The sequence below is a fragment of the Gymnodinialimonas sp. JB5-7 genome (assembly GCF_055693405.1).
Genome location: NZ_JBVFUX010000012.1, coordinates 2,298,689 through 2,323,803, shown reverse-complemented (window position 1 = coordinate 2,323,803; position 25,115 = coordinate 2,298,689). Strand labels below are relative to the sequence as shown.

Below are 25,115 nucleotides of genomic sequence, written 5' to 3'. Positions count from 1 at the left end.
GCCGGGGAGGCCATGGCAGCTGCGAGGAGCGCAAGCGAGGAGCGGCGGTTCATCATTTCGGTTTCACCCGCCAAGGCTGCGTCTTGAAGTAGCTTGCCGCGTAGGCGGTGGCGATCAGGACGGCGCAGCCGAAGGCGTTGACCAGAAGGGTCATGGCGACGTCACGGCCCAACATGTCCATCGCGAAGCCGTTGAAGCGGGCGATGAAGATCGAGACGACGAAGACGGCGAGGCTTTGCTGGCCCACTTTCAGGAACACGGTCAGAAGGGGCGCCCAGATGTTGCGCCCGATCCAGCCTGCACCGGCACGGATGCGGTCGCCGCCATCGCCCGCGATGACCCAGGCGAGGTAGGCGAGGCTCAGGAACTGGACGTAGCGCAGGATGCCGAAATCGGTCTTGGAGATCAGTTGGCGGTTTTCCACGCGCCATTCGCGGGCCCATTCGAACCCGAACTCGCGCACGCCGATGTTGCTGAGCGGAATGTTGGCGATGACGATGAAAGCGGCGAGGCCGATCAGAAGCGCATTGACGGGTGGCTTGGGGATCCAGCCGCGCATGAAGGCAAAGCCCGTGAAGAAGGCCAGTTGCCAGCCAAAGGGGTTGAGAAACCAGCGGCGTTGCCATTCATCGTCACCCACCCAGGGCTCGGCCGTGAAGTTGAAATAGGGCAGACCGAGTGCTTCGGTAAAAGCGCGTTGCCCCATGAACCACAGGGCGAGGGAGACGGCTGCGACGAGGCCAAGGTGAACGCGGGCGAGCGCATAAAAACTGGCATCATGGCGAGGATCACCATGTACATCGGCAGGATGTCGAAGAGGTTCGGCACCCATTGCAGGGTCATGAAGCTGAACAGGATGTTGGGGTTGGCCCAAAGGTCTTCCTGATGCTCCACAAACAGCATCCAGAGGTTCATCTGGCCCCAGTAATTGCGGTCGGTGAAGGGCAGATCGGTCAGAAAGACCAGCAGCGCCGCAGTGGCGAAGAAGAGGCCCACATGGGCCCAATAGACCTGCCAGATGCGGTAGCCGACGCGGACGGACCCGAGGGCCAGACCCGCACGGTCGAACGTGCGGCCAAAGGCGATGGCCGAGGCCATGCCAGAGCAGAAGACAAACATCTCGGTCGCGTCGGAAAAGCCCCAGCGCGCGGGGATCCACGAGGTCAGGAAATTGCCGGGCGTATGGGCGAAGAGGATGATGAACATCGCCATACCGCGGAAGAAATCGAGGCGGATATCGCGCATCGTCGCGGGCGTCGCGGCTTGCGCTGCGGCGGTTGGTGGGGCCTGAAAAGAAGGTGTCGTGCTCACCATGGTCACGCGGCGTTTCCCCTATTCCGCTGGAACGCGCAAGGGGGCGGAGGAGTTCCCGATCATCTCACGGCGGGTTCTTGCGAAGGTATCATCGCGCCCTGCCCGCTTGGCGGAGCGTTCATCGAGGATGACCTTGGCTTCGGCCATGCGGCCAGCGCGCAGGCCCGCGTCGATCGTCAGACGCTCAAACACGTCGCGCTGCGCGTGGGAGCCGCCGGCCAGTTGCATATGCTTGCGGGCGCGGCTGAGGCCGTTGAAGGCGGTGGCGTAATCGCCCTCGCCGAATGCCTCCAGTCCCATCGCGGCGGCGGCACCGGGATTGGCCATGCGCATCGCGGCCTCGCCCTGGCCGTTTGCGCCATCATCGGTGATGCGGGCCACGAGCTTGGCGGTGGCCTCTTCCCGACGCCCGCCGATGAGCGCCAGAAGGTAATGGAGGTCGGCAAAGATCAGGGAGCCGTCATCGGTGCGGGCGGCGGAGGTATCGGCCAGCTCGTCCCAACGGGTGCCGACATCGACGCCCTCAAGCTCCAACCGCATCAGAAGCGAGGTGGCGTTGGAGATGTCGCGGTAATCGTCGGTTTTGTCGGCACGGATCAGGGTATCGTAGAGGTCGAGCACCATGTCGGTCTGGCCGAGGTCGAGGTGCATCAGCGCCTTGTGCCACCAGACGTGGTAGCGGAAATTGTTGCAGTGGGTCCACGCGGCCTCCCTCCCTTGCAGCCAGTTCAGGCCCTTGGTGGGTTCGGCCAGCATATCGTAGACATGGGCCACGGCGTGCAGGCCCCAGGCATCGTCGGGCGAGATTTCCAGTGCCGCGGAGCCGGACGCGGCGGCCCGGCCATATTCGCCGGTTTCTTCCAGTGCGAAGGCGTGGCAGCCCATCAGATAGCCGCGCGCGGCATGATCATCGCCATAGGCGGGCATGACCTGTTCGACCTGTCGGCGCATGCCTTGAGCGTCGCCGAGGACAAAGCGGATTGCATGGCCGATCTTCATCGCCAGCGGATCGGACGGGTTGGACAGAAGAACCTGATCGAGATGGCCCACAGCCTTGGAGGGTTGGCCCCAAGCCAGGCATCCAGCGCGTCCAGAAACGCGCGCTCCCGGGGCGTGACGGGGCGGGTTTGATCGGCGGCGCGTGCCTTATCTGCTGCCTCCTGCGCGGTTTCGATCAGCTCACGACGGCCCAGAAGGATCAGGAACAAGCCCTTCACGGCGTGGGCCAGTGCAAAGTGCGGATCAGCGTCCAGCGTTTTGGCAAGATGATCGGGCGTCGTCGCCCCATGGGCCAGAAACGCCATCTGCGTTTCCGTCCAGTGATCGAGTCCCGGCCCGGCCGAAATCGTGGTCGGCTGACCGAATCCGTCGAATTGCGTCATGCGCCTGTCCGATTCTGATAGTCCCTTTGTATCCGAGGTAGACTATGGCCCCGCCCACGCGAAGCCTCGTTGCGCCCAGATGACGGACATGTGAGCCGTCGGGGCGCATGTGTGAACGAAATCCTGCCAATTCACCCGGAGATCGGCGGGATTTTGCTTTGATTTCAGGTGAAATCGTTCGCGGCGCGCCCGAATTTGCGGCAGGCGCGGTTAACCTTCGGGCGTCTCAGTCGTGCCGGAAAGCCAGTCGAGAACGGCCTCAGTATGCTCGCCCAGATGTGGGGCGCGTGGCGATAGGTGACGGGAGTGGCTGAGAATTTCAGAGGATTGCCGATGAGTTCGACACCGCCGCGATCCACACCCTCTTTCGCCATATCAATGCGCATCTCGCGCGCCGCAACCTGGTCGGAGGCAAAGGTCTGTTCAACCGTGTAGACGGGACCGACGGGGACCTTGCGGGCCTCCAGCGCCGCCACGATGTCGGCCTGGCTGTGCTGGCGCATCAGGGCCTCCAAGGTAGGGATCAGCGCCTCACGGTTGATGACGCGGTTGGAATTGGTGGCAAAGCGCGGATCGTCGGCCAGATCGGGCCGCCCGAGGAAGTCGCAAAAGCGGATATATTGGGTGTCGTTGCCGACGGCGACGAGGACATGGCCATCGGCACAGGCGAAGGTCTGATAGGGCACGATGGTGGCGTGCTGGTCGCCGCGCCGGGGCCGGTGTTGACCGGTCGTCAGGTGCGCAACGCCTTCGTTGATCATCCAAGCGATGGAGGCATCCACGAGCGACAGGTCGATATGCTGCCCCTGCCCCGTCGCGTCGCGGTGGCGCAGCGCCGCGAGGATGCCGGTGGCGGCGTACATGCCGGTCATCACATCGGCGATGCCAACGGCAACCTTTGCGGGCGGGCCATCCTTTGCACCGGTGAGCGCCATGATCCCGGAATAGCCTTGCGCCATAAGGTCATAGCCCGGCTTCTCACGGTTCGGGCCGGTCTGCCCGAAGCCCGAGATCGAACAGTAGACAAGCTGTGGATAGGCTGTGAGCAAGCTGTTGAAATCCAGCCCGTACTTGTCGAGCCCGCTGGGTTTGAAGTTCTCGATCACGACATCGGCGCGGGCGGCGATTTGGCGGATCGTTTCCTGCCCTTCAGGCGTGGCGATATCGACGCCGACCGACAGCTTGTTGCGGTTGGCGCACATGAAATAGCTGCTGAGGTCGGTTGGCTGACCATCCGGGCCATTGGCGAAGGGCGGGCCCCATGTGCGGGTATCATCACCACGTTCGGGGTGCTCGATCTTGATGACGGTAGCGCCCAGATCGCCAAGCGCCTGCGTGCAGGTGGGTCCCGCGAGGATACGGGAAAGGTCGAGGACGATCAGGCCATCGAGAGGTCCTTTAGATGCGGCCATCGTAGCCTCCGCGGTCTATTTGGGCGGCGATCACCGTGAAGGTGTCGGCCTTGAGCGCGGCTTCAATTGCGGCGCGCAGCTCGGCCCGGTTGGTGACGTCGACCCCGGCCCCGCCCATGGCGCGGCCCATCGCGGCGAAGTCGTGGCGGTGCTCGTAGTCGACGCCGGCATTGGTCAGCTGCCGCTCACGCTGTTTCTTCTCGATCAACGCGAGGGAGGCATCGACAAAGGTGATGATGATGGGTTTCAGGCCAAGCTCGGCGGCGGTGGTCAGATCGCCGGGGCTCATCAGGAAGCCGCCATCGCCGACAAAGGCCGCGGCGGGGCGGTCGGGTTCAGCCAGCGCAAGGCCGATGGCCATGGGCACGGCGCAGCCCATGGTGCAGAGGCCGGAGGATTGGATGATGGCCTTGGCGTATGGAGCCTGCCACATCTGGGACAGCAGGATGCGGTGCGCGCCACTGTCGATGCTGATGCGGGTTTCGGGCGGCAAGGCCGCGCGGGCTTCGGCAATGATACCGGCCGGGCCCCAAGCGTCGTCTTGCGGGAAGGCTTGCGCGAGGGCGGCCTTGGCGGCGGTCGGCTCATCCCCCGCCAGCGGGTGGTGGCCTGTTTGACATCCATCATAGCCTCAAGCGCTGCCCCGATATGGCAGGTGAAGCTGATCCCGGCCTGATGCATGTAATGGTCGTTCTCGACGGCCTGGATATCGACGACGCATTGCTTGGTGACATCCCAGACCTCGCGCCAACCGGGGCGCATTTCGATGGGATCATATCCAACGAGGAAGATCACATCGGCCTGTTTGACCAGCGGCAGGAGGTGCGTGTCGGCCAGCGGCGACAGGCCCGCGCCGCCCAGGGCAAGCGGGTGATCTTCGGGCAGAACACCTTTGGCCTTGTAGGTGGTCACCACGGGGATCTCAAAGTGTTCGGCGAAGGCTTGCAAGGCGGGCGCGGCATCGTCGGCCAGGACGTCGAGGCCCGCGACGATGAGAGGCCGTTCGGCACCGGCCAGCCAATCGCGGACGAGCTTGAACTTCTCGCCCGCAGGCGCGACAGGGCTTGGGGGCACGCGGCGGCGGCCCTTGAGGGTCGCAGGCGCATCGGCGACGGCGATGGGCACATCGATAAGGACGGGACCTTGCCGACGCTCAAGCGCGATGGAAACGGCTTTGTCGGCGATCGTGTCGGCCTCTCCGGCTGTCAGCGTGAAGGTGCCCTTGGTGATCGGATCCAGCACGGCGCGATGATCGAGGACCTGATGGGTGTAGGTCAGCGCCTCATCCGCATCGAGGCAGCCGGTCAGCACAACCATCGGCACGCGGTCCTGTTCGGCATTGGCGACGACGTTGACCGCGTTCATCAGCCCCGGGCCAACGGTGGCCACGAGGATCGCGGGCGCGCCGTCGACGTGATGGACGGCCTCGGCCATGAAGCCGCCCGCATTCTCGTGCTTGACGAGATGAAAGGCGATGCCCGCTTTTTCCAGCGCATCCACGAGGGTGAGCACCTCACCACCCGGCATCCCGAAGGCGTGGCGGCACCCGGCCTCATACAGCCTGCGCGCCACCAGATCCGCTGCCCTGAATTCCGCCATCCTGTGCCTCCAATCGCTGCCCCTGCGGGCGTATCGCAAAGCGACCGGCGCGGAAAGGACCCTGCCGATCAAAGAGCCGTGTCCCTGTCTTCCACTGGTCCCAAATACCGGAAGAACGCCTTTTCCCGGCGAGTATTGCCCAGTGCAGGTGATGTGCAACCGGGCGCGGAGGCGGAACGGGTGGGGTGATAGCCGGTGCGCCAAAGCGCTGATCGGTCTGGGGGACCGATCAAGGCACGAACAGGCGTAGCCCCGGGCAGGTGGTGACGCCTGCGCGCCCCTTGACCCGCCGCGCCACAGACCCGACGTTGCGCACATGTTTCCAATTCGCGACCACAATCCATCCAACCGCACTCCTTTTGTGACCTGGACGCTGATCGTGGCGAATGTCGTGGTCTTCCTGAGCTATTTTCCCGGCCTGTCGGGCAGCGAGATCGAGCTGACGGCGTTTTACCGCGACTGGGGCCTGGTGCCGGGGAACGTGGCGGAAGGGATCAACCGAAGCGGGCTGATCACCCATATGTTTCTGCATGGCGGTTGGATGCACCTGATCGGCAATATGCTGTTTCTGTATATTTTCGGCGACAATTTGGAGGACCTGATGGGCCATATCGGCTTTGCAGTCTTCTATCTGCTGGGCGGGCTTGGGGCCGCGTTCGGGCAGATGATGGCCGATCCGGGATCGTCCATTCCGATGGTGGGCGCGTCGGGTGCGATTGCGGCTGTGATGGGGGGCTATCTGCTGATGTTCCCACGGGCGCGGATTGATGTGCTGGTCTTGCTGGTGGTGTTCATCAAGATCTTCACGATCCCGGCCTGGTTGATGCTGGGGCTGTGGTTTGCCTTGCAGCTTGTCAGCGGCTTGCAGATGGATGTGTTGGGCGGCGGGGTCGCCTATTGGGCCCATGCGGGTGGCTTTATCGTGGGCGTCGTGCTGACATTTCCCCTGTTCTTGCGCCGGGGCGGACGGTCGTATTGGGGCGCCTTTGGCGGCAAGCCGCCGCATGAAGAGGTCGAATACCGGGTGGAGCGGCGACGGTCCGGGATCCCGCGCATTCGGCGCGTGCGCTCTGCGCAGGGGATGGATCGCCCATTGGCCGACCTGGGCCGCGTCCCGCGTGCGGGTCAGCGGCGTGGTCCCAAAGGGCCCTGGTCGGGCGGGCGCTAGGCGCGTTCCGAGTATTCCATTGTCTCGGTGTTCACGACGATGTCTTCGTCCTGACCCACGAAGGGCGGGACCGAGACTTTGACGCCATTGTCGAGGATTGCGGGCTTGAAGGAATTTGCAGCCGTCTGGCCTTTGACCACCGGCTCGGTCTCAACCACCTTGCAGACGACTTTCTGGGGCAAGGTCGCGTTCAGTGCCTCTTCCTCGTAGAATTCCACGACGATGGTCATGCCGTCCTGCAGGAACGGGCGGCGTTCCCCCAAAAGCTCCGCGGGCAGCTCGATCTGCTCGTAGGTCTCAGAGTCCATAAAGACGAGCATTCCATCATTCTCGTAGAGGAATTGCTGATCTTTTTGCTCCAGACGGACGCGCTCGACTTTGTCCGCGGATCTAAACCTTTCGTTAAGTTTTGACCCGTTACGAAGGTTGCGCAGTTCGACCTGCGCAAACGCACCGCCCTTCCCGGGCTTTACATGATCCACCTTAACGGCGGCCCAGAGTCCGTCATTGTGTTCGAGGACGTTGCCTGGCCGAATCTCGTTTCCGTTAATTTTGGGCATGTGGCAAAACCTTGGCAAAACCTTGAGAATTTGTTGACGCGACCTATATCTGGGCGTTGGAGGGTGTCCATACACCGGAAAAAGTGCAGATTTCCGCCAAGCTATGCGCCTGGTGAATACCACACATGCGAAATTCGCATCACACAACTGCACAGAATCCGGGCATACCGAGCGGCACGCCGAAAATGCAAGAGCAAAAAGAAGGATACGAAATGCGGGATTTCGTTGATGGCACGGCCTTCAACTTCGAACAGGGCACACGCGCACGCAAGTTGTTTGCGGCAGTGGTTCTGGCGGCGTTGGACGATGCAATCGCTGACGACAAGAAATACGGTAACGGGCCAGAGCAGATTGCCCGGTGGGCACGCTCGCGCGATGGGCGCGAAGTTTTGTCCTGCGCCGGTATCGACCCCAATGAGCGGGTTGTGAATGGCCTGATGGCATTCGTGGGCAATGGTGTACGCACCTCTGTCGCGCTCAGCCGTGAGGAAAGTGAACGCCGCAATCAGGCTGAAGCCGCCTGATCGTACACAACACAAGCTGCCAGCTTCGAAAACGCGCCCCTCTGCAGGGCGCGTTTTTCGTTTCCGGGGTGGTTTTATGCCCGCGAGATGCACAGTTTGGGACAAACACGACGGAGGGCAAGATGGCTGCGGCAGATATCGGATTGATCGGATTGGGCACAATGGGTTCGGCCCTGGCGCTCAACATTGCGGAGAAGGGCTTTACCGTGGCGGTGTTCAACCGCACCACGGAAAAGACGCACGCCTTTGTGGAAGAGGCCGGTGATCTGGCCGACCGTGTTGTCGGATGCGATAGCCTTGAGGCCTTGGCAGCCGCACTCAAAGGTCCGCGCGCCATAATCCTGATGGTGCCGGCGGGCGATCCGGTGGACGAGCAGATCGCGGCGCTGGACCCTTGCCTTGAGGACGACGACCTGATCATTGACGCAGGCAACGCCAATTTCCGCGACACGATGCGCCGGATGGACACGCTGGATCGGCCTTTCCTGGGTATTGGCGTGTCCGGCGGGGAAGAAGGTGCGCGCCATGGCCCGGCCATCATGGGTGGTGGCGATCCGGCCCATTGGGCGCGGGTGGAGCCGGTACTGACTGCGATTTCGGCAAAGTTCGAGGGCGCGCCCTGCGCGGCGCTTCTGGGCGAGACCGGCGCGGGGCATTTCGTAAAGGCCGTCCACAACGGCATTGAATATGCCGATATGCAGTTGATCGCGGAGACCTACGGGTTGATGCGCGACGGGATGGGCAGGGCCGCCCCCGATATCGCGCCGGTCTTTGAACGTTGGAATGCGGGGCGACTTTCGTCCTACCTGATCGAGATTTCGGCCAAGGTGGCCGCCGCCCATGACGCGGCAACGGATGGCCCGCTTTTGGACGTAATCGTCGACGCAGCGGGCCAGAAGGGCACGGGGCGCTGGACTGCGATTGAGGCGCAGCATCTGGGCACGCCGATCCCGGTGATTGAGGCTGCCGTGTCGGCCCGCAACATGTCGGCCAAGCGCGATTTGCGCGCGACCCTGGCCGAGGCCTTTGGCGGTGCGGGCAAGCTTGAGCTGACGGAAGAGGCGCTGGAGGCGGCGCTGACCTGCGGCAAGGTGCTTTGCTATACGCAGGGCTTCGACATGCTTCGGGCCGCCGCGCAGGCGTTTGACTGGTCCCTGATGCGCGAGGACGTGGCGCGCAATTGGCGGGCGGGGTGCATCATCCGCTCGGCCATGCTGGACGATATGGCGGAAGCGTTTGAGGTTGCGCCGGGCAAGACCTTGATGGAAGCGCCCTACTTCGCTGGCATCCTGTCGGACACGGTGGGCGCGCTGCGGGAGGTGGTGGTCAAGGCCAGCGCCTCGGGCCTGCCGGTGCCCGCGATGAGCGCCGCTTTGGGCTATTTCGACACCATGCGTTTGGCGCGCGGGACGGCGAACATGATCCAGGGACAGCGCGATTTCTTTGGCCTGCACGGGTTTGAGCGGCTGGACACCGGCAAAAGCGGCCAGCATGGCCCGTGGGCGGACGGTTAGCGGGCTAGAAATCCAGGGACAGCGACAGGCCGAAGGTCTGGGTCACGTCATAGCTTTCCTGCTGCACCGGGTGGGCGAGGTAGACCTCGAACACGCCAATCTCTGTCTGTGTGGAGAGGGCGACGCCCACGCTGGAACGCAGGGAGAAGCTGTCATCGACCGTCCCGGCTGGCGTCAGCGCGGTGTTTTCCAGCGACCAGACGGAGCCCGCCTCGGTAAAGACATGACCCTGGAAGGCGGTGTTCCCGATCTCACCAAGGGGGCGCGCGAAATCGAGCGAAATGGCGGCGTAGCGTTCCCCGCCCAGTGCGGTGTCGGTGGTCAGGTCGCGCGGACCGATGCCGCGCGGCGCGAAACCGCGGGGTAGATCGGCGGACAAGAAGGCGCGTTCGGTGATGCGCAGGCTGTCGCCATCCTGACCTTGCGCGATCCCTGCAATGCCGCCCAGGCGCAGGCGCGCGGCGTCGCCAACCGGCATGTAATATGCGCCGTTGAACCCAAACGCCGCCCATTGCGCATCGCCGCCCAGCCCGGCGAAGCGCAGCTCAGCCTCCAGCCTGTGGCCATCACGCGGGGCGAAGGGATGGTCTGTCGTATCGTTTTGCCAGCCAAGCGCCACACCGGAGGCCCGGCGCGTGCCGGCCTCGGCGGCGATAAGGGACGAGGTCGTTGGCAGGACATCTTCGATGATATCTTCATAGATAAAATAGTCCGCCCAAAGCGCGCCATGGGCCCCGGCGGCGACTTCCAGACCGGCGGAGAACGTCGTGCGCTGACTGGCGAAATCCGCGTCGTCCCAATCGGTCAGCCTGTGGCTGAGCGCGAACCTGAGACGGGCATCGCGGTTGAGGCCCGGAATGGGCACGCCATCCGCGCTGCGTGCGACGGCCGAAAGCTCGCGCCCATCCTCTTCCCACGCGCCGCGCAGGCTGAGATCAAGCAGGCCTGAGAAAAGCCCGCGCGCGGTCAGCCCGGCATCGGCCAATGCGCCGCGTTCGGCGCTGTAACCGAGGGACGCGGTGAAAAAGGCACTCGCATCGCTGTCTTGCGCGACGGCACCGGTGGCGCACATCGCGATGGACGCGGCCAAGAGCGTGGAGTTCAGAACGCGCGCCATCAGTAGACCAGCCTGCATGTCGATCCCGGGCGCATTCCATCCTCATCGAGCGTGAAATAGGCCGCGATCGTGTTTGAAGAGAGGTTGGCCACGGGGGCCACATAGTCGAGCGTCACGGCAAAGCTCAGGTCCGTGCCGGGCTGCGTGACCGAGACGCTTTCGGCCCTCAGCACCTCACCCAGCAGAGGTACGGGAACAAAAGCTTCGACCCGCGCGGGGCCGACCGAGTAGAGCGTGGCCAGCGGGCGGCCAGTGGTGGCCTCGCCCGGGGCGATCAGGTCTTCGCCGATGATGGCATCAATCGGGCTGGTGATGACGAGTTTTTCCACGAGTAGCTCGGCCTGCGCGGCCTGCAGCAGGAGCAATTGCTGATTGCTCAGCTCGCGCTCCAGCGTGATTTCGGCAAGCTCCAGCTCCAACACCAGCGCGTCGAAATCGGCCTGGGGGATGGCGCGTTGGTTGAGGGCGTTTTGCAGGCGGTCGCGGCGGGCCGAAAGGCTGGCGACCTGGGCTTGGGCGGCGGTGATTGCCCCGACAAAGGCCGCCTGTTCGCGCGCGATGGCGGCCTCGCCCCGGGCCAGATCATCATCAAGGCGCAGGATCACGTCGCCTGCGGAGACGTGTTGGCCGCGCGCCACGCTGACTTCGGCCACGACACCGGCCACGGGCGCGCTCAACTCGATGGTCTGGGCGGGACTGACCGTGCAGTTCACAGGCATCTGCGATTGCGCCAGGCCCGCACAGGCCGACGCAGCCCCGAGTGCGACGCCCAGAGTAAGCGCCTTCATCGGGCCAACCGGTCTGCGAGGTTGAGACCGGAGAGGTATTCAAACCGCGCCCACGCCCGCAAATATTCGATCTGGTAGAAGTTCACACGCTCTTGCGCGCCAAGGGCTTGTGCGCGGAGGGAGGCGACGAGGTATTCCTCGCTTTCGCCGGCATTTACCAATGTCCGCTCGGATGCGACGATGGCGTTGAGATTGCCGAGCGAGCTTTGCGCGGACCCCAGGGACGCGGCAGAGGCCGTCATGCGCTGATGGGTGTTGGCGATGTCGGTCGCGAGTTCCCGCTGGACAGACTGGTACTGGATCAAGGCGTCGCGGAAATCGACGCGCGCGGTCAGGTTTTCGCGGCCTTCGCCCCGGGCGTTGAAGATCGGCACAACCAGCCGGACCCCGTAGACTGTATCCGCCGAGACGGACCCGCCGCCAAAGCGGCTGGCATCGCGATCTTCATAGACATAGCGCGCGAAGGCGGTCAGCACCGGCGAGAAGTCGGCGGCGATGGCCTGGCGCCTGCGGATATCGCCTTCGGCGACCTCAACCAGCGCCTCAAGCAATCGAGGATTGTTGTCGCCCGCGGAGGCTATGGCTTGATCGACGCTGATACGGCGCTCGGTCCCGAAGACGCCGCTTGGTGCGCGCGGGCTGCTGACGCCCGAGACCTGCACGCCGGTCAGGCGGCTGAGATCCCCCAGCAATCCTTCATAGCGCAGGGTGGCCTGTGCCAGATCGAGGCCCAGATCGGCAACTTCAACGCGGAGTGCGTTCACCGCCGCGCGCCCCGACACGCCAGCACTTTCGCGGGCGGATTCCGCGCTGATCTGGCTTTGCAGGAGTGCGCGTTGCTGGCCCAGGACCGTGACCGTATTGCGGGCCTGAACGGCCTGCAGATAGGTATCGAAGACCTCGAACATCACGTCCTGGACGGTTGCGATATAGGCAACCTCGGACGCGGTGCGGGCGGTGTTGGCCAGTTGGATGCCGTAGATGCGGCTGAGATCGAAGATCGGCTGCGCCAGCTCGACCGAGGCGTCGATCGACGGGTAATCTGCGCGCCCCAGCTGGAAGACGGCATTGTCGCTTTCGATCACTTCCTGCTGGTTCTGGGCATAGGTGGCCGAAGCGCTGATCTGCGGGAGGTAGCCGTAGATGGCGTTCAAACGTTCCGCATCTGCGCGATTGATCTGCTGTGCGGCGCGCCCGATGGTGGTGTTTCGGGTCTGTGCGAAGGCCAGCAATTGCGTGATGTCGGCATCACCTGCAGGCGGCGCAGTGTCAGGCGCAAAATCCTCGGCCAGGCCGTCGGCGTCGCGGCGGTCGAACGCGCGTCCGGCGCGATCATCGGCGCGGGCCAAGCGATCTGCATCGACACCATTTGCGAGAAGTCCGGCCAATCGATCATCCGTTGCGCGAGATGACGCGTTCTGACCACAGCCTGCCAATGCGACCAGCATTGCGCAGAGCCCAAACGTGAGCGTTTTTTGCACCTGTTGTCCCCCGGACGGACCGCAGCCCTGGTGTTTTTCCACAAGAATTACAGCAAGTGTTGGACTTGAATACGATCACTGTCTAGGGTCACGCGGAAAGAATACCACTACTTGTTGCGCATATGCCAAGCGCATGAAGGACAAAAGAAAATGCCATCAATGGCAAGACGTCGGGGACACGCGTGAACAGGCCATTGCGCCAAAAGCCAGACAGCGCCGAGATGGCGCCGTCCGAGCCGCCGTCTGAGCCGCTGTTCGAGGTCCTCGAACCCAGGATCATGCTGAATGCAAACCTGGAATGGGATTTCGCACCCAGCACTGGCTACGACAATGCCGAGGCGATGCTGGCAATGCTCGGCGTGTTCGAAGCAGAATTCGACACGCTGATCGCGGACCTGCAAGACCAGATGCTGACCGAGTTGGGGGACGCCGCGCCGCTGTTCCTTTTGGAAAGCGACGCGCCTGACACGGGCCTTGGCCGCTTGCAGGATGTCATGCTGCGCATCGAGGGGGCCGTTGATGCGGTGACCGAAGGCGTTAGCGCGCAATACGATGCGGTGCTGGGCAGTGTCATTGGAGTTGCCCAACCATTTATCACTTCAAAAGTTGACTTAGAACTCAATGCTTCCGGTGGGTTTCCCTCTGCGATTGATCAGCTTGGTCTGACGTATGAATTCCTGACCAGCATCTTCAACTCGGACGGCTTGGCGAAAAGCGGCTCTCTCGCTGCGCTTGAGGCGCATTTCACGAGTATTGACCCGGCAACGGTTTTCTTTCCTGGCGCCCTCTCCACCGTCCCGGGCATGGAAACCGATTGGCCCGGGGGCGTGGCCGCCAACCTATCGCAAATAATTGTGGACGAGGTTCGGTCCGCATTCACCAATGTGCTGAGTAATGCCGAACGCCAGGATATGTTTACGGTTGCGTTGACCGACCTGACCATCGACGGCATCGACGTTGTGGACTTCACGCAAGGTGCCTCGGACCAGGAGGTTTCGGTTTCGATTGTTCTGCCTTCGGTCGAGACACTTTTGGATCAGTTGGGGCATCATCCGGACCTGCGCATGCCGTTGCCGGTTGATTTCGGGTTTGCCGATAACGGTGCGGGGACGGTCAGCTTCGACATGACCGCCCGGGTCATTGGCAGCGTGACAGATGTCGCGGACTTCACAGTCGATAACTTCGCCACCGATCACATCTTTGATCTGGGCGGCGATCTGCCCTTTCTGACCCCACCGGACGTGTCGACCGGGTTCCTGCCCGGCACGTTGGCCTCTTACGAGACGGCGGATCTGTTTCTTGGATTTGACTGGACCGCAGGGACGAGCATCGTCGGCACCGCCGAATATCGGGACACAGACCCAACAGACAATATCGCCAATACTCTTGCGGCCGATTTCGATTTTGAGATCACGCCGGTGGACGGTGTGGCCGATGACGCGCTGCTGGACACCGACTATCTGTTGGTGCGGTTCAACGTCGACAGTCAGTTGCCGCTTGGGGACGCCAGCACGACCCTGTTTGACATCGATACCGCCCTGACGGTGACCGGCCAACTTGGCGCGCTGGGTCAGGCGCAGACGACCGCCGAACGCTTTGCCGCCTCGACCGCTTTGGTGGACTTCACCGATGGCAGCGGGACGCTACCGCCTGTTCTTCAGACCAACGTTCTGAAGTTGGCCGATACTCTGTTCAACACGACCTCGCAGACCTTCAGCGCGTTCTTCGCGGGGCTTGGCGCGGGCATTGCGAACCTGCTGACCACCGAACAGATCAGCGTTGGCGTTCCGCTGACCGACATCGACATCATGGACGGGTTCGACGCCATAGCTGCGCAATTTGCGGCTCTTGGCGAGAGCTTCTTCATTCAGCCGGGCCAGCTTGGGTTCGACTCGACAAACGGTTACGCGATCGAAAGTGAGATCAGCGAACAGACTGGGATCGTTCTGGACGAAGCGGCCTTGGCCTATCTGGCGAACATCGAGAGCATCTCGATTGACGTGTTCGGGGCGAGCTTGGTCGGCGCAGGGCCACAGGGGCCGCAGGTGCAGCCGGTCACAATCAATCTTTCGAGCCTTGATCCCTTCGATGCAGCCGGGGGTTGCGGTCTGATTTCCTGACGGAGTTCGCCGCACTATTGAACACAGCGCTTGGCACCTATGGCTGGACCGTTCAGGCCATTGGCGGCGCGCTCAGCTTTTCGTCCACGACGCCAGCCTCAACCCAGCTTTTCCGGATCACCGGCCAGTCTGAGCGGGATGGAAACGATCCGACCGACCCGGATTTCACCTTTGCGGCCTTCGGTCTGACCGAGCGGATGCTGCGGCAATTCGATGGTGTGAACACAACCGGTGTGACCAGCGCGATCAGCGAAACCTATGATGTAATCAACCTGTCGTTCGGGCGCGAGAGCGTGGCGTTGGGCGCGTTGGACCCGGACGTTCTGATCGGTATGCAGACCTTGCGGCTGGCCGTGAGCGTCGATGGGGTGCCTCAGGTGGTGGATATCGACCAGCCCAACACGGGTTGGGGGACTGCGGCCAACGTCGCCGCAGAAATCCAGAGCGCTTTCAACATGCGCGGGATCGCCATGTTGGTTGGCACCAATACGGCGGGCGACGGCCTGTCCTTTGCGCATAATGCCTTGGATGACACGCGATTTACCGTTGGGTTGGACGAAAACAGCCTGGCGCGGGTGCAGGATTTCCAGGGCTTGCTGGCGTGGACGAACGATCAGCTGAGCGCGCTGTTGCCGGGCGCCACGCTGGAAATGTTTGCAGAGGATGATCCCACTAAGAACGCGGTTGCCGGTGACATTCGTCTTACGATGGACCCGCAGACCGCGTCGGTGGATTACAATGACAGCGGCCTGCCAGGTACGCGCGGCCAGGGTGCGCTTGGGCTGGACGATCTGGGTTTTGGCGAGATTGACGGACTGACGTTGAATGCGGCGTTGGATGCCTCGATTGAGGCCGAGCTTAACCTTGCCGCGCAGATCAACATCTTCGACTTGCAGGAAGATTTTATCGACGGTGGCGAGGTTCTGGGCAGTATACCCGGCCTCGTCCTTCAGAACGCGCAGATCATCGATCTGTCTTTGGATGCGGATTTCCGGGCGGAGGCTACGGCGCTGACCGGCACGGCTGAAATGGGTCTGATCGAATTCGGACTTGGGCTGAACAACGCGTCGCAGAACTTTGCGGTTTTTGATGCCTCGCTCGATGTTTCCGCGGTTGGAGAAGACAACGCGGTCTTCGGTGAAACCGTGTCCTTCGGGCAATTGGTCAATATTTTCGGCGGTCAGGTTCAGGTTGGCACCGATGCGTCAGGCGATCCGATTTTGGCCCCGGTTGGCAGTGGCCTTGCGCTTGCCAATCTTGTGGGTCGTTTCAATCTGACCGGCAATATCATCACGGATGAAGATGGCTGTGCGCTGACCGATACCAACGACCGGGCGACAAGCATTGCCGACATGGACATATTCGCCGATGGCGACACGCTGGACGCCGGAGAGACCCGTTCGATGGTCTACTTCAATTTCGGTGATGTCAGCGCCAATCTGGGGGGTATCAATGAGGGGGATACGGCCCCTGCCCCGTCGCTGACGGCCCCGGTTATCGGTCTGTCGATCGGCAATATCTTCGATCCGTTTGGCTCCGCGAAGGTCTGTGCGGATCTGGGCGATTACGAGTGCCTTGTGCCGCTGGCTGCGGGCGCGATCCTGGATGGATTGGCGGGCCTTGGTGATTTGCTCGATGCCTATTCGGAAAACCTCGCCACGCAATTGGCGTTCCTGACCGTTGATGTCCCGCTGTTGAATGCATCTATCCTCGACGGCCTCGATTTCACGACCGATTTCTTGCAGGGCATTGATGATCTGCGGGCCAATCCCGACTTCAACCTCGGTACGATCGAGCGGCTGTTGCAGGAGACGTTTGGCGGGGATGTCTCGCTGAGGTTTGAGAATTGCGTGCTGCAATTCGACATGAGCCTCGACTACCTGACCGACTATTCCGAGACGGTCGCGTTCAACCTGTCGCTGAGCGATCTGATGTCGGAGGCCGATCTGCTGGCCGCGGCGGGGCCGGATCTTGCGCAGGTTCTCAGCGGGCTGGTGGATGCACGCGGCGATGCGGAACTGGTGTTTGACCCCGACATCTCGCTTGATCTGTCCTTCGGGCTAGACTTGTCGCAGATCAAGCCGACGCTGGATTTGGCCGAGCTTTCGACGCCGCTGGATCATGTGATCAACGCCTATGGGCTGCGCCTGAACGAGCCGCCGCCGACCGAGCTTGACGGCGTCGTGGCGCGACGCGGGCACAGGCGATAGCGGGTCGGCTGACGTCGATATCAACGGGGCAAATTCGATCAACGATGTCGTTGATCTTCTGGTGGCAGGGTTGATGGCCGGTGTGCCGTTCCCTGATCTGGCCGAAGGGTATTCGTTCGACATCGAGATCGAGCGCGGCACGTCGCAAACCGTGACGGTCGCCGCCGATCCGAACCGCGAATTGCCTGCCGATCCGAACCTGACCGAGCAGGAATTCGCGGACGCGATCAAAGATCAGATTCAGGAATTCTCCGACGCGCTGCGGCAGGCGCTGTTGTCCATTGATATCACCACCACGCCGCCGGACCCGACCCCGGATCTGCGCATCGTGTGGGAAGACACAACGGTCCCCGCCAATGGAACCGTCGATGTCGATCTGGATAGCGCCGAGACGGTTCAGGATGTGCTGGACCTTTTGAACATGCAATTGGGCACGCTTGGTGGGAACACGGTTTCGGCCAGCTTTGTGGATGGTCAGATCGTCTTGTCCGACACGAACACGGGGCTGACGCAGGATCCGGACGTCATCGCTCTGTTTGGCAGCGCCACGGCTGAAAGTGACACGGGCGTTGAGCCCAATGGTCTGATTGCATTCGACCCCGGCTTTACCAACTACACGGCGGCCTTCACCTTCGACATCGTGATGGCCGATGGGGAGCCGCAGAATGTCAGCCTTGCCGCAGACCCGGCGCGCACAACGATTGAAGGCTTTGCCGCGGCGCTGAACACCGTGTTCCTGTCGGTCGCTGTGGACCGCACCGACCTGAGTGATACCGGGATACCGGGCACGCAAGTCGCGCTGTTCCAGTTGCTGCGCGTCAGTGTGGATGCCGGTAACCTGGTTCTGAAAGGCACCAATTTCGCCGAGTTGAACGGATTCGACGTGCCTAGTTTCAAGGTGCAGGGCAAAGACATTGGCCATGATGTCACGTTCGAATTGAAGACTGTCGGCGGCAGCAACGCCTTGCAGGCATTCGGATTTACGGCCGATGAAGTGTTTGAGGATGAGGCGCGGTCTGCGACGCTGTACGACACCCCAAACCTCGGTCGTCCGATCCTGTTTGTCGACACCGGCCCCAGTGGCACGAAAATCCGGGGCGATATCACTCTTGGCGCGCCAGACGGGCTGAACATGGTGATCGCGCTTGGCCCGGTTGAGGCGGCTGTCGAAAACGGTCAGGCCTTTATCGGGGGTGAGGACGGCTCTAGCGCCGGGTTCATCGAGGCGACGATCATCGATGTGGACGGCACCGATGATGGGCGCCTGGACCTGGTGTCGCTGATCGACATCGCCAAGGATCCGGCGCGCAGCTTCCTGGATCTGTTCGGGTTGGAGGTTGAGCTTTACACCAATGTCGAGCTGCCGTTTAGCGGCGCGTTGGGGTTGTTGCAGCCAGACCAGCACGGTTTCACCTATCAGGCGGCCTTGCTTGAGACGATTACCGACCCAACAACTTTCACCAACCTCTATTCGATCACGGATGAGGCATCGGTTCGGTCCCTGTTCCAAGGCGATGCGGTCGAGCTGTATTTTGGCGGCCGCGTGCCGGATATGGTTGACTATCCCCGCACCATCGACCTGCGCCTGCCTGATTTCGGCGGCCTGTTCGACTGTGCCGATGTCTTCCAGCTTTTGAACGATCCCGAGGCGCTGCTTGGCGGCCTCGACATGATATTCGCGACGATCCAGACCTCGATCGATACCTATCTCGCAGATATCGACCTGCCGATCATCGGCAACAACTTTGGTCTGGCTGCGCAATTCTTCCGCGATCTGCGCTTCGACATCATCGACCCGGCCCGCGATTGGGTCGCCGCTGGCAACCCGGACGGGTCGCGCCGCACGACGGAAGATCTTGTAGAAGATTTCCTCAACCCGATCCTGCGCGACATGCTGCGCTCGGTCGCCGGCAATACCATCGCCGCAGATGAGCAGATCATTCAGCTGGAGACCGACGATAGCGATCCCGATGACCCGTTCATTTACGGCGCGATCAGTTTCCCGTTCAAAGTCTTTGAAGAGGCTCTGGATATCGGCTTTGACCTGGACATTCCGGGGCTGGCCCTTGGTGTCGATGATGCGTCAGCCATCACGCTGACGGGTGAATTGGTCATCAACCTTGGCTTCGGTCTGGATTGCAGCGGTTTCTTCCTGCTCAACGATCTGGACACGAACGAACTTGGCTTTGTTTTGACGGCTGATGCGGGCGCATTGCAGGCACAGCTTAACATCGCCGACGTTATGGGCGTGGATGCCTCGACCAATCCGGGCGATGCGGTGGTGCGCGCGCAATTCGGGATCGACCTGTTCGGGGCGGGTGGCGAAGATCTGAGCCGGGATTATTCCGCGTTGAACCTGTCAGAGGCGGCGGATCATTCGAGAATACGATCTACCTGCCGCAGCTCGACTTCAACGACTTCGCGGCATTCAAGTTCGAGACCACGATCCACCTTGATCTGGCAATGGAGATCAAGGTCCTCGATCCGACGAAAACGGACGGATCGGAATACACGGTCAATATTGGGGGAGAGGATCGCGCCGTCTTCCCGACCTTGTTGACGAATTTCCAGTTCGACGCGGTCTTTGACCCGCTGGAATACGGCGCGGATTTGCTGATCACGAAGATGCAGTTCTTCGAGGTCTCGATCAACATCGAGAGCATCTATAGCGGCCTGTTGGCGCCGATCTTCGACCCGGTCCTGGAGCTAATCAAGCCACTCGATAGTCTGTTGAGTTTCCTCGAAGTGGAGCCATTCAGCTACGTGCTCGGGCCGGGTAGCCCGATCAGCCAGATATTCCCCGTTCTGGGCATGCTCGACAGTATCCCGACGATCAAGGCGGCCTTCAATGGCGGGCCAATCTGCATCGGCACCTATGATTTCCTGGGCTATGCGCCCGGCAACCAGATTTTCTTGAGTGAGTTCAACATCAACAACGCGCGCTTCACGCCGTGTTTTGGGTTGAGCTTGCCGACCTTGCCGGACCTCAGCGCACAAGGCCCTGGCATTATTGTGGAAGTGCCGCTTCTGACCGACCCGGCCCAAGCCTTCCGCCTGCTGACGGGCAATTTTGCGGCCGTTGATCTGGTGACGGTTGAGTTCCTGCTGCTGGACGCCAATTTCGAACTGGATTTGTTCGACGACATCATCAGTCAGTTGGGCCTGCCGGGTTGGGCATCGAAGGCGCCGTGAGGGGCGGCCTGGACGCCTACATGATCCTCGATCTCTATGCGGGCATGACGATCGGCTACGACATGTCCGGCATCGTGAATTTCGTGAACACGTTCGACGTCGCGCGCCTTTTGGACGGCGCTTATATCGATGCCGCACCTGGATCGCTTGTCGCGGTGGATATTGGCGGGCGGATCAGCCTGAATGCCGGCATCGCAGGGGCAAGTGCGGCGCTTTCGGTGAAAGGCGCGTTAAACTTTAACGATCCCAATGATGACGGGCGGCTGCGGCTGGCTGAGCTTTTGAGGATGGTGGAATTCGCGGCGGACAACACGGGACTTCCGTTTGATGAGTTCGCCGGGATCTTCTTTGAGGGCTTCATCGACGTTGACGCGGCTTTGCGTGTTTGGGCGGGCATCAATCTGCCTTGGCCATTGCCGGATTTGAGATTCTCGACCACCGTCTTCGATCTGGGCAGCACGTTCGATTATACGCTTAAACCAACTTCGCTTGGCCCGTTCTACATTGATGATCTAAACGGCGGCACGCAGGTCCTGAACATCGGTGCGAATGCGGCGGCGTCGCTGCTGCGCAATGCGTCGGACGGGAACGAGAAGGTTGTCCTCAACGACTACGATTTCGAGTTGAATAATGTGAACGTCGGGACCATTTCGCAGGGCGGCTTGATCATCCCGGTGGGCAACGGGAACAACATCGTCAACATGTCGAACCTTGGCGCGAGTGTGAACACCGTGACCTATGCGGGCAAGGGCAACGACACGATCACACTGGCCCGGGAAGGCATTCACGTCATCTTTGCGGGTGACGGGGCGGATAACATCTCGGGCGGTAGTGACAACGGCACGTACATCATCTTTACCGAAGGCGGTGCGGACACGGTCAATGTGGCGGGCAAGAATGTCATCGTCATTGGCGGTGATGATTTCGGGATGCGCGACCGGTTCATGCAGACCTTCGCGAATGGCGGTCTGGATCGGGGTGCTATCCTACAGACGCTTGGGCTTGTCGATCCAGGCGGGGGCCAGGTTGGTGTCTCAGGCACAGGAGCTGCGAATTACAAGCTGAACGGGGCTGCTGTTTCGCTGGCGACCTTGCTGAACGATTTCACCGCCGAGACGCAACTTGGCGCGTCCCGCGATGTCGAAACGGTCACGATTGCCGGGACAGGCCGCCATATCGTGCTGACCGGCGCCGGGGACGATGTTGTCTTTGTCAATTCAGGCGCAAGTGCGTTTGTTGCAGGCGGCGCAGGCAGCGACCAGCTGAACGTTTTGGCGGCCAATACCACCGTGGAAGGTGGCGCGGGTGCGGACCTGATTGCCTTGGGCAACGGCCTCAACACAGCCTGGGGTTGGGGCGCGCAGGGCGAGCTGGACGCCAACACGCATCTGGTACGAAGTGATGGCGATGATGTCATTGTCGGCGGCGATCAAGCTGATCAGTTGCACGGCCAATACGGACGCGATGTGATTGCCGGCGGTCTGGGTGACGACACTCTGACAGGTGGGCATGGAAATGACCTGATCTCAGGCGGCAACCTGACGATCTTTGAGGCCCAGCAAACGGCATCGGGTATCGTGCAAGGACACCGGATCTTCCTACATCTGCCGACGGCATTGGAAGGGTTGCAAACGCGGCTGTTGGTCGAGACCGAGATCGGCGTAGCAGACGGAACGGACAGCATCGACGGCGGGGCCGGATCGGATGTGCTGTTCGGCGGGGCCGGGATGGACGACATCACCGGCGGGGCGGCGGCCGATATTCTGGTCGGCGATTACGGCACGATTTCCGTGGCGGCCAACCGGCTGGCCGAAACCTTTATCTCAACCGGGATGGGGGCTGCGGGCGCCGGGTCAGACACGCTGGATGGCGGACAGGGGGATGATATCCTTGTGGCCGGCGGCAGTGATGACACCGTCACGCCCGAAATGCTGTCGGACACGATCGGCAACAACATCATTTTCGGCGACTTTGGCCTGATCGAAGGCACTCGCATTCTGGAACAGGTGGATGCGTATCGCGCGCTGGCCTCCAACTTCGGGACACGGGACGTGATCCAGGCGGGCTCTGGCAATGACGTGATCATTGGCGGCGAGCGGGACGATACCATCGACAGCGGGCTTGGTGCGGATATCGTCTTTGGCGATAACGGCGCGTTCGTCGTGGGTGACGGCATGCTGATGACGGACGTCAGCGCGCTGGATGGCAACGACTCGATCGATGTTGGCACCGGGACCGGCTTTGACAAACTGGACCTTGTGTTCGGCGGGGCGGGAGATGACACGATCAACGGCACCACGGGCGGCCTGATCGCCATGGCCGATTATGGCACGCTTGAGGTTCTGGCCACACCGCTGCAAGCCTTGTTCGCGCTTTCGCCCCTGCCTGCGGGCGCGTCGTCTGCACAGGTGGCGGCGCAGGACCAGCAACTCGACCTGATTGCGACGATCTTCAAATCCATGTCGTCGGTGCCCCATGCGTCGTCTGGCAATGACAGCGTCACGCTGGACGAGGGTTTGAGCTATCTGGTGTTGGGCGGCGGCAATGACACAGCATCGCTTGGCGATGGCGTCAGCCATGTCATCGGCGATGATGGGACGCTGCGGGTCGATCGGCCGATGAATGGCGAGGCGTCGGTTACGGCGGAAACAACGAACGGCCTGAACGCCGGCGCGGACAGCATCACAACGGCGGAGGGTCGCGATATCATCCTTGGCGGTGATCTGGGCGACACGATCAACGCAGGCGAGGGCCTGAACGTTGTGCTGACAGATAATGGGCGCATCACGGCCTCCATCCGCGAAGACGCCCTGCCCTCCCGGGCCGAAAGCCGCGAAGAGGCAGCAGATGGTGCTGATGTTTATACCGGTGGCGATGATACCGACATCGTCATTCTGGGCGGCGACAGTGACAGTGCCGATCTTGAAGACGGGCTGAATTACGTTCTCGGCGACAATGGCTTCCTTGAAGCGGTGCCCCAGGCAACCGGGCCGGATCGGGTCACCGTTGGCACAGTCGACAGCGCCAATACCGGGGCGGAGACGTTGAACGGCGGCGCGGATCGCGACGTGATCATCGGCGGCGGCGGTGCCGACAGCCTGACAACCGGCGATGGTGTGAACGCGGTTCTTGGTGACAATGGCTCGGTCGAGGCGCTTCACGTCGCAGGGGGCAGCTTGCCCTTTCGGTGACGGCCCGCGAAGGGTCGGCGGAAGGCAATGATACGGTCACGGGTGGCGGCGACACTGATCTCGTTGGCCTGGGCCTTGGCGATGACAGCGCCAATCTGGGTGCGGGCGATAACCGTGTTTTGGGCGATCTGGGCACCATCACGACAAGTGGCGCGCTGGGTGACGACGCAATCCGTTCGTCCGACCCAAGCCTTGGCGGGGATGACACCATCACAACCGCAGGCGGGGCCGATGTGGTCGTCGCGGGCGAAGGTGCCGACAGTGTCACCTCCGGTACAGGCCGCGACATTGCCCTGGGCGATGCAGGTTCCGTTGTCTTCGGGGGCGCGGGCAACGTGCATTCCGCAAGCGCGGACACGACAGGCCATGGCGGTGCGGACACGATCGACCTGGGCGGCGGCAATGACATTGCCATCGGTGGCCTTGAGGACGACAGCATCAACGTTGGGGATGGCGAAGATATCGCTATGGGCGATGTGATCGACCTGACCTTCCGCAATCAAACTGATCTGGAGACTGTCACCCTGACGCTCACGGATATGGGCGGTGAGGATACAATCACCGCCGAGGGCACCTTTGGCGACAACATCCTGATGGGCCAATTCGGTGCGGACACGATAATCGGCGGCGAGGATGACGACTGGATCATTGGCGATCTGGCCAACCTGGTCCTGCAATCCGTGGCACAACGTTTGCCCGGTCAATCCGCGCTTGACCGGATTACCCTGGTTGAACATGGCGAGAGCGGCGTCGCATTTGATGATGTGCTGGAGGGCCGCGGCGGTGCGGACTTCATGCTGGGTGGCTTCGGGGCGGACACGCTTCTGGGCGGCGACGGACAGGATTTCCTGTTTGGCGACACGATCAAGCTTGAGCGTAGCCTGACTTTGGGGCCGTTCATCGTTGAGCAGATTGATCTGGAAACCAACCTGCCCTTCGTTCTGGGCGGACGGGACGCGATGAACGGTGAAGATGGCCCCGATGTCGTGATCGGTGGCCTTGGCCCTGACCTGTTCTTCGGCAACACCGAAGACGATATTCTGATCGGTGACAGCTTTGCCGCCGAGTTCCGCATGATCCTGCCGTCGGGCTTCACCGGCCCCAACGGCGAGCGGGAGCTGGTGCAAGGCAACTTCCCCGGCTTTGGCCCGAACGATATCCTGTCCACAGCGCAATACAGGGCGTCGATTGGCGTCTATTTCTCGACCACCGGGTTCTTCAACAACTTCGCCGATATCGGCTACACGCCCTTGTCGATCCCGGGCGCCCCGCAAATCGACACCCAGATCATGGAATTGCTCGTGCCGATCCAGCAATTCCTGCGCGCGCCCACGACCATCGAGATGCTGGGTATGTTGTTGCAGTTCGACACCGACCCCACGCTGGTCGAGGAGGAGCTGCGCCGCGCCTTCCTGATCTTCCTCGGCGTGAATGCACAATCGGCATCGCCGCTTCAGCTTGAGCTCTTCCAAATGATGCTGCAGCGTGTTCAGGATGAAATGTCGGGCGAGATGCCCACGAAATCCGCCGCCTGACGCGGCAC

At 61.9% G+C, this 25,115-nt stretch carries 14 protein-coding genes and 3 pseudogenes; 9 read left to right on the top strand and 8 right to left on the bottom strand.

Features of this window, described 5'->3' with window-relative positions; all coding sequences use genetic code 11:
* Positions 1-52: 52 nt before the first annotated feature.
* The 4 genes and pseudogenes from ACZ1HK_RS20475 to ACZ1HK_RS20460 all read right to left on the bottom strand — a co-directional run bounded on the left by ACZ1HK_RS20475 (position 53) and on the right by ACZ1HK_RS20460 (position 5,707).
* Positions 53-1,206, bottom strand: a pseudogene (locus tag ACZ1HK_RS20475) (OpgC family protein).
* Positions 1,207-1,332: 126 nt separating this feature from the next.
* Positions 1,333-2,696 (bottom strand): annotated as a pseudogene (locus ACZ1HK_RS20470) (tetratricopeptide repeat protein).
* A 164-nt stretch (positions 2,697-2,860) separates the two neighbouring features.
* Positions 2,861-4,108 (bottom strand): CaiB/BaiF CoA transferase family protein, encoded by a 1,248-nt coding sequence (locus tag ACZ1HK_RS20465; protein WP_472630240.1) that lies wholly within the window; start codon positions 4,106-4,108, stop codon positions 2,861-2,863.
* A pseudogene (locus ACZ1HK_RS20460) lies at positions 4,095-5,707 on the bottom strand (thiamine pyrophosphate-binding protein). The gene ACZ1HK_RS20465 and the pseudogene ACZ1HK_RS20460 overlap by 14 nt, the downstream one beginning before the upstream one ends.
* Before the next feature lie 316 nt (positions 5,708-6,023).
* Between ACZ1HK_RS20460 and ACZ1HK_RS20455 the strand changes: the two are divergent.
* Positions 6,024-6,875 (top strand): rhomboid family intramembrane serine protease, encoded by an 852-nt coding sequence (locus tag ACZ1HK_RS20455; protein WP_472630239.1) that lies wholly within the window; start codon positions 6,024-6,026, stop codon positions 6,873-6,875.
* Here ACZ1HK_RS20455 and efp read toward each other — a convergent pair.
* Complete coding sequence (efp, locus tag ACZ1HK_RS20450) at positions 6,872-7,435, bottom strand: elongation factor P (protein ID WP_472630238.1); 564 nt, start codon at positions 7,433-7,435, stop codon at positions 6,872-6,874. The genes ACZ1HK_RS20455 and efp overlap by 4 nt on opposite strands.
* 212 nt (positions 7,436-7,647) lie before the next feature.
* Here efp and ACZ1HK_RS20445 point away from each other — a divergent pair, with 212 nt between their 5' ends.
* Together ACZ1HK_RS20445 and gndA are read left to right on the top strand one after the other, a co-directional pair.
* Positions 7,648-7,959, top strand: a complete 312-nt coding sequence (locus ACZ1HK_RS20445) for a DUF6280 family protein (RefSeq protein ID WP_011456372.1) — start codon at positions 7,648-7,650, stop codon at positions 7,957-7,959.
* 122 nt (positions 7,960-8,081) lie between these two features.
* Positions 8,082-9,473, top strand: a complete 1,392-nt coding sequence (gndA, locus tag ACZ1HK_RS20440; RefSeq protein ID WP_472630237.1) for an NADP-dependent phosphogluconate dehydrogenase — start codon at positions 8,082-8,084, stop codon at positions 9,471-9,473.
* Between the two features lie 4 nt (positions 9,474-9,477).
* Here the strand turns inward: gndA and ACZ1HK_RS20435 are convergent, their stop codons facing one another.
* From ACZ1HK_RS20435 to ACZ1HK_RS20425, 3 genes are read right to left on the bottom strand one after another with little or no spacing between them, the layout of a single operon-like run.
* Positions 9,478-10,608: a BamA/TamA family outer membrane protein gene (locus ACZ1HK_RS20435; RefSeq protein ID WP_472630236.1), complete on the bottom strand. Its 1,131-nt coding sequence runs from the start codon at positions 10,606-10,608 to the stop codon at positions 9,478-9,480.
* A complete protein-coding gene (locus tag ACZ1HK_RS20430; protein WP_472630235.1) occupies positions 10,590-11,378 on the bottom strand; it encodes an efflux RND transporter periplasmic adaptor subunit in 789 nt (262 codons plus the stop codon). Before ACZ1HK_RS20430 ends, ACZ1HK_RS20435 begins: the two co-directional genes overlap by 19 nt.
* Positions 11,375-12,859: a TolC family protein gene (locus ACZ1HK_RS20425; RefSeq protein WP_472630234.1), complete on the bottom strand. Its 1,485-nt coding sequence runs from the start codon at positions 12,857-12,859 to the stop codon at positions 11,375-11,377. Before ACZ1HK_RS20425 ends, ACZ1HK_RS20430 begins: the two co-directional genes overlap by 4 nt.
* A gap of 182 nt (positions 12,860-13,041) precedes the next feature.
* On the opposite strand from ACZ1HK_RS20425, the gene ACZ1HK_RS20420 reads away from it, so the two are divergent.
* Genes ACZ1HK_RS20420 through ACZ1HK_RS20395 form a run of 6 tightly spaced genes read left to right on the top strand, consistent with a single transcriptional unit; the run spans position 13,042 to position 25,107 of the window.
* Positions 13,042-14,979: an LEPR-XLL domain-containing protein gene (locus ACZ1HK_RS20420; protein WP_472630233.1), complete on the top strand. Its 1,938-nt coding sequence runs from the start codon at positions 13,042-13,044 to the stop codon at positions 14,977-14,979.
* A complete protein-coding gene (locus ACZ1HK_RS20415; protein ID WP_472630232.1) occupies positions 14,961-17,189 on the top strand; it encodes a hypothetical protein in 2,229 nt (742 codons plus the stop codon). The genes ACZ1HK_RS20420 and ACZ1HK_RS20415 overlap by 19 nt, the downstream gene beginning before the upstream one ends.
* Positions 17,152-19,749 carry a hypothetical protein gene (locus ACZ1HK_RS20410; protein ID WP_472630231.1) on the top strand — a complete coding sequence of 866 codons (2,598 nt, stop codon included), beginning with the start codon at positions 17,152-17,154 and terminating at the stop codon, positions 19,747-19,749. The genes ACZ1HK_RS20415 and ACZ1HK_RS20410 overlap by 38 nt, the downstream gene beginning before the upstream one ends.
* Positions 19,653-20,381, top strand: a complete 729-nt coding sequence (locus ACZ1HK_RS20405) for a hypothetical protein (protein WP_472630230.1) — start codon at positions 19,653-19,655, stop codon at positions 20,379-20,381. The genes ACZ1HK_RS20410 and ACZ1HK_RS20405 overlap by 97 nt, the downstream gene beginning before the upstream one ends.
* Positions 20,378-23,572, top strand: coding sequence for a beta strand repeat-containing protein (locus ACZ1HK_RS20400; RefSeq protein WP_472630229.1), 3,195 nt, complete (start codon positions 20,378-20,380; stop codon positions 23,570-23,572). Before ACZ1HK_RS20405 ends, ACZ1HK_RS20400 begins: the two co-directional genes overlap by 4 nt.
* Positions 23,569-25,107: a calcium-binding protein gene (locus ACZ1HK_RS20395; RefSeq protein ID WP_472630228.1), complete on the top strand. Its 1,539-nt coding sequence runs from the start codon at positions 23,569-23,571 to the stop codon at positions 25,105-25,107. Before ACZ1HK_RS20400 ends, ACZ1HK_RS20395 begins: the two co-directional genes overlap by 4 nt.
* Positions 25,108-25,115 lie beyond the last annotated feature (8 nt).

Excerpts from the sequence above, each read along its gene's own strand:
- ACZ1HK_RS20465 (WP_472630240.1), bottom strand. The coding sequence starts at position 4,108 with ATGGCCGCATCTAAAGGACCTCTCGATGGCCTGATCGTCCTCGACCTT.
- ACZ1HK_RS20455 (WP_472630239.1), top strand. The coding sequence starts at position 6,024 with ATGTTTCCAATTCGCGACCACAATCCATCCAACCGCACTCCTTTTGTG.
- efp (WP_472630238.1), bottom strand. The coding sequence starts at position 7,435 with ATGCCCAAAATTAACGGAAACGAGATTCGGCCAGGCAACGTCCTCGAA.
- ACZ1HK_RS20445 (WP_011456372.1), top strand. The coding sequence starts at position 7,648 with ATGCGGGATTTCGTTGATGGCACGGCCTTCAACTTCGAACAGGGCACA.
- gndA (WP_472630237.1), top strand. The coding sequence starts at position 8,082 with ATGGCTGCGGCAGATATCGGATTGATCGGATTGGGCACAATGGGTTCG.
- ACZ1HK_RS20435 (WP_472630236.1), bottom strand. The coding sequence starts at position 10,608 with ATGCAGGCTGGTCTACTGATGGCGCGCGTTCTGAACTCCACGCTCTTG.
- ACZ1HK_RS20430 (WP_472630235.1), bottom strand. The coding sequence starts at position 11,378 with ATGAAGGCGCTTACTCTGGGCGTCGCACTCGGGGCTGCGTCGGCCTGT.
- ACZ1HK_RS20405 (WP_472630230.1), top strand. The coding sequence starts at position 19,653 with ATGGAGATCAAGGTCCTCGATCCGACGAAAACGGACGGATCGGAATAC.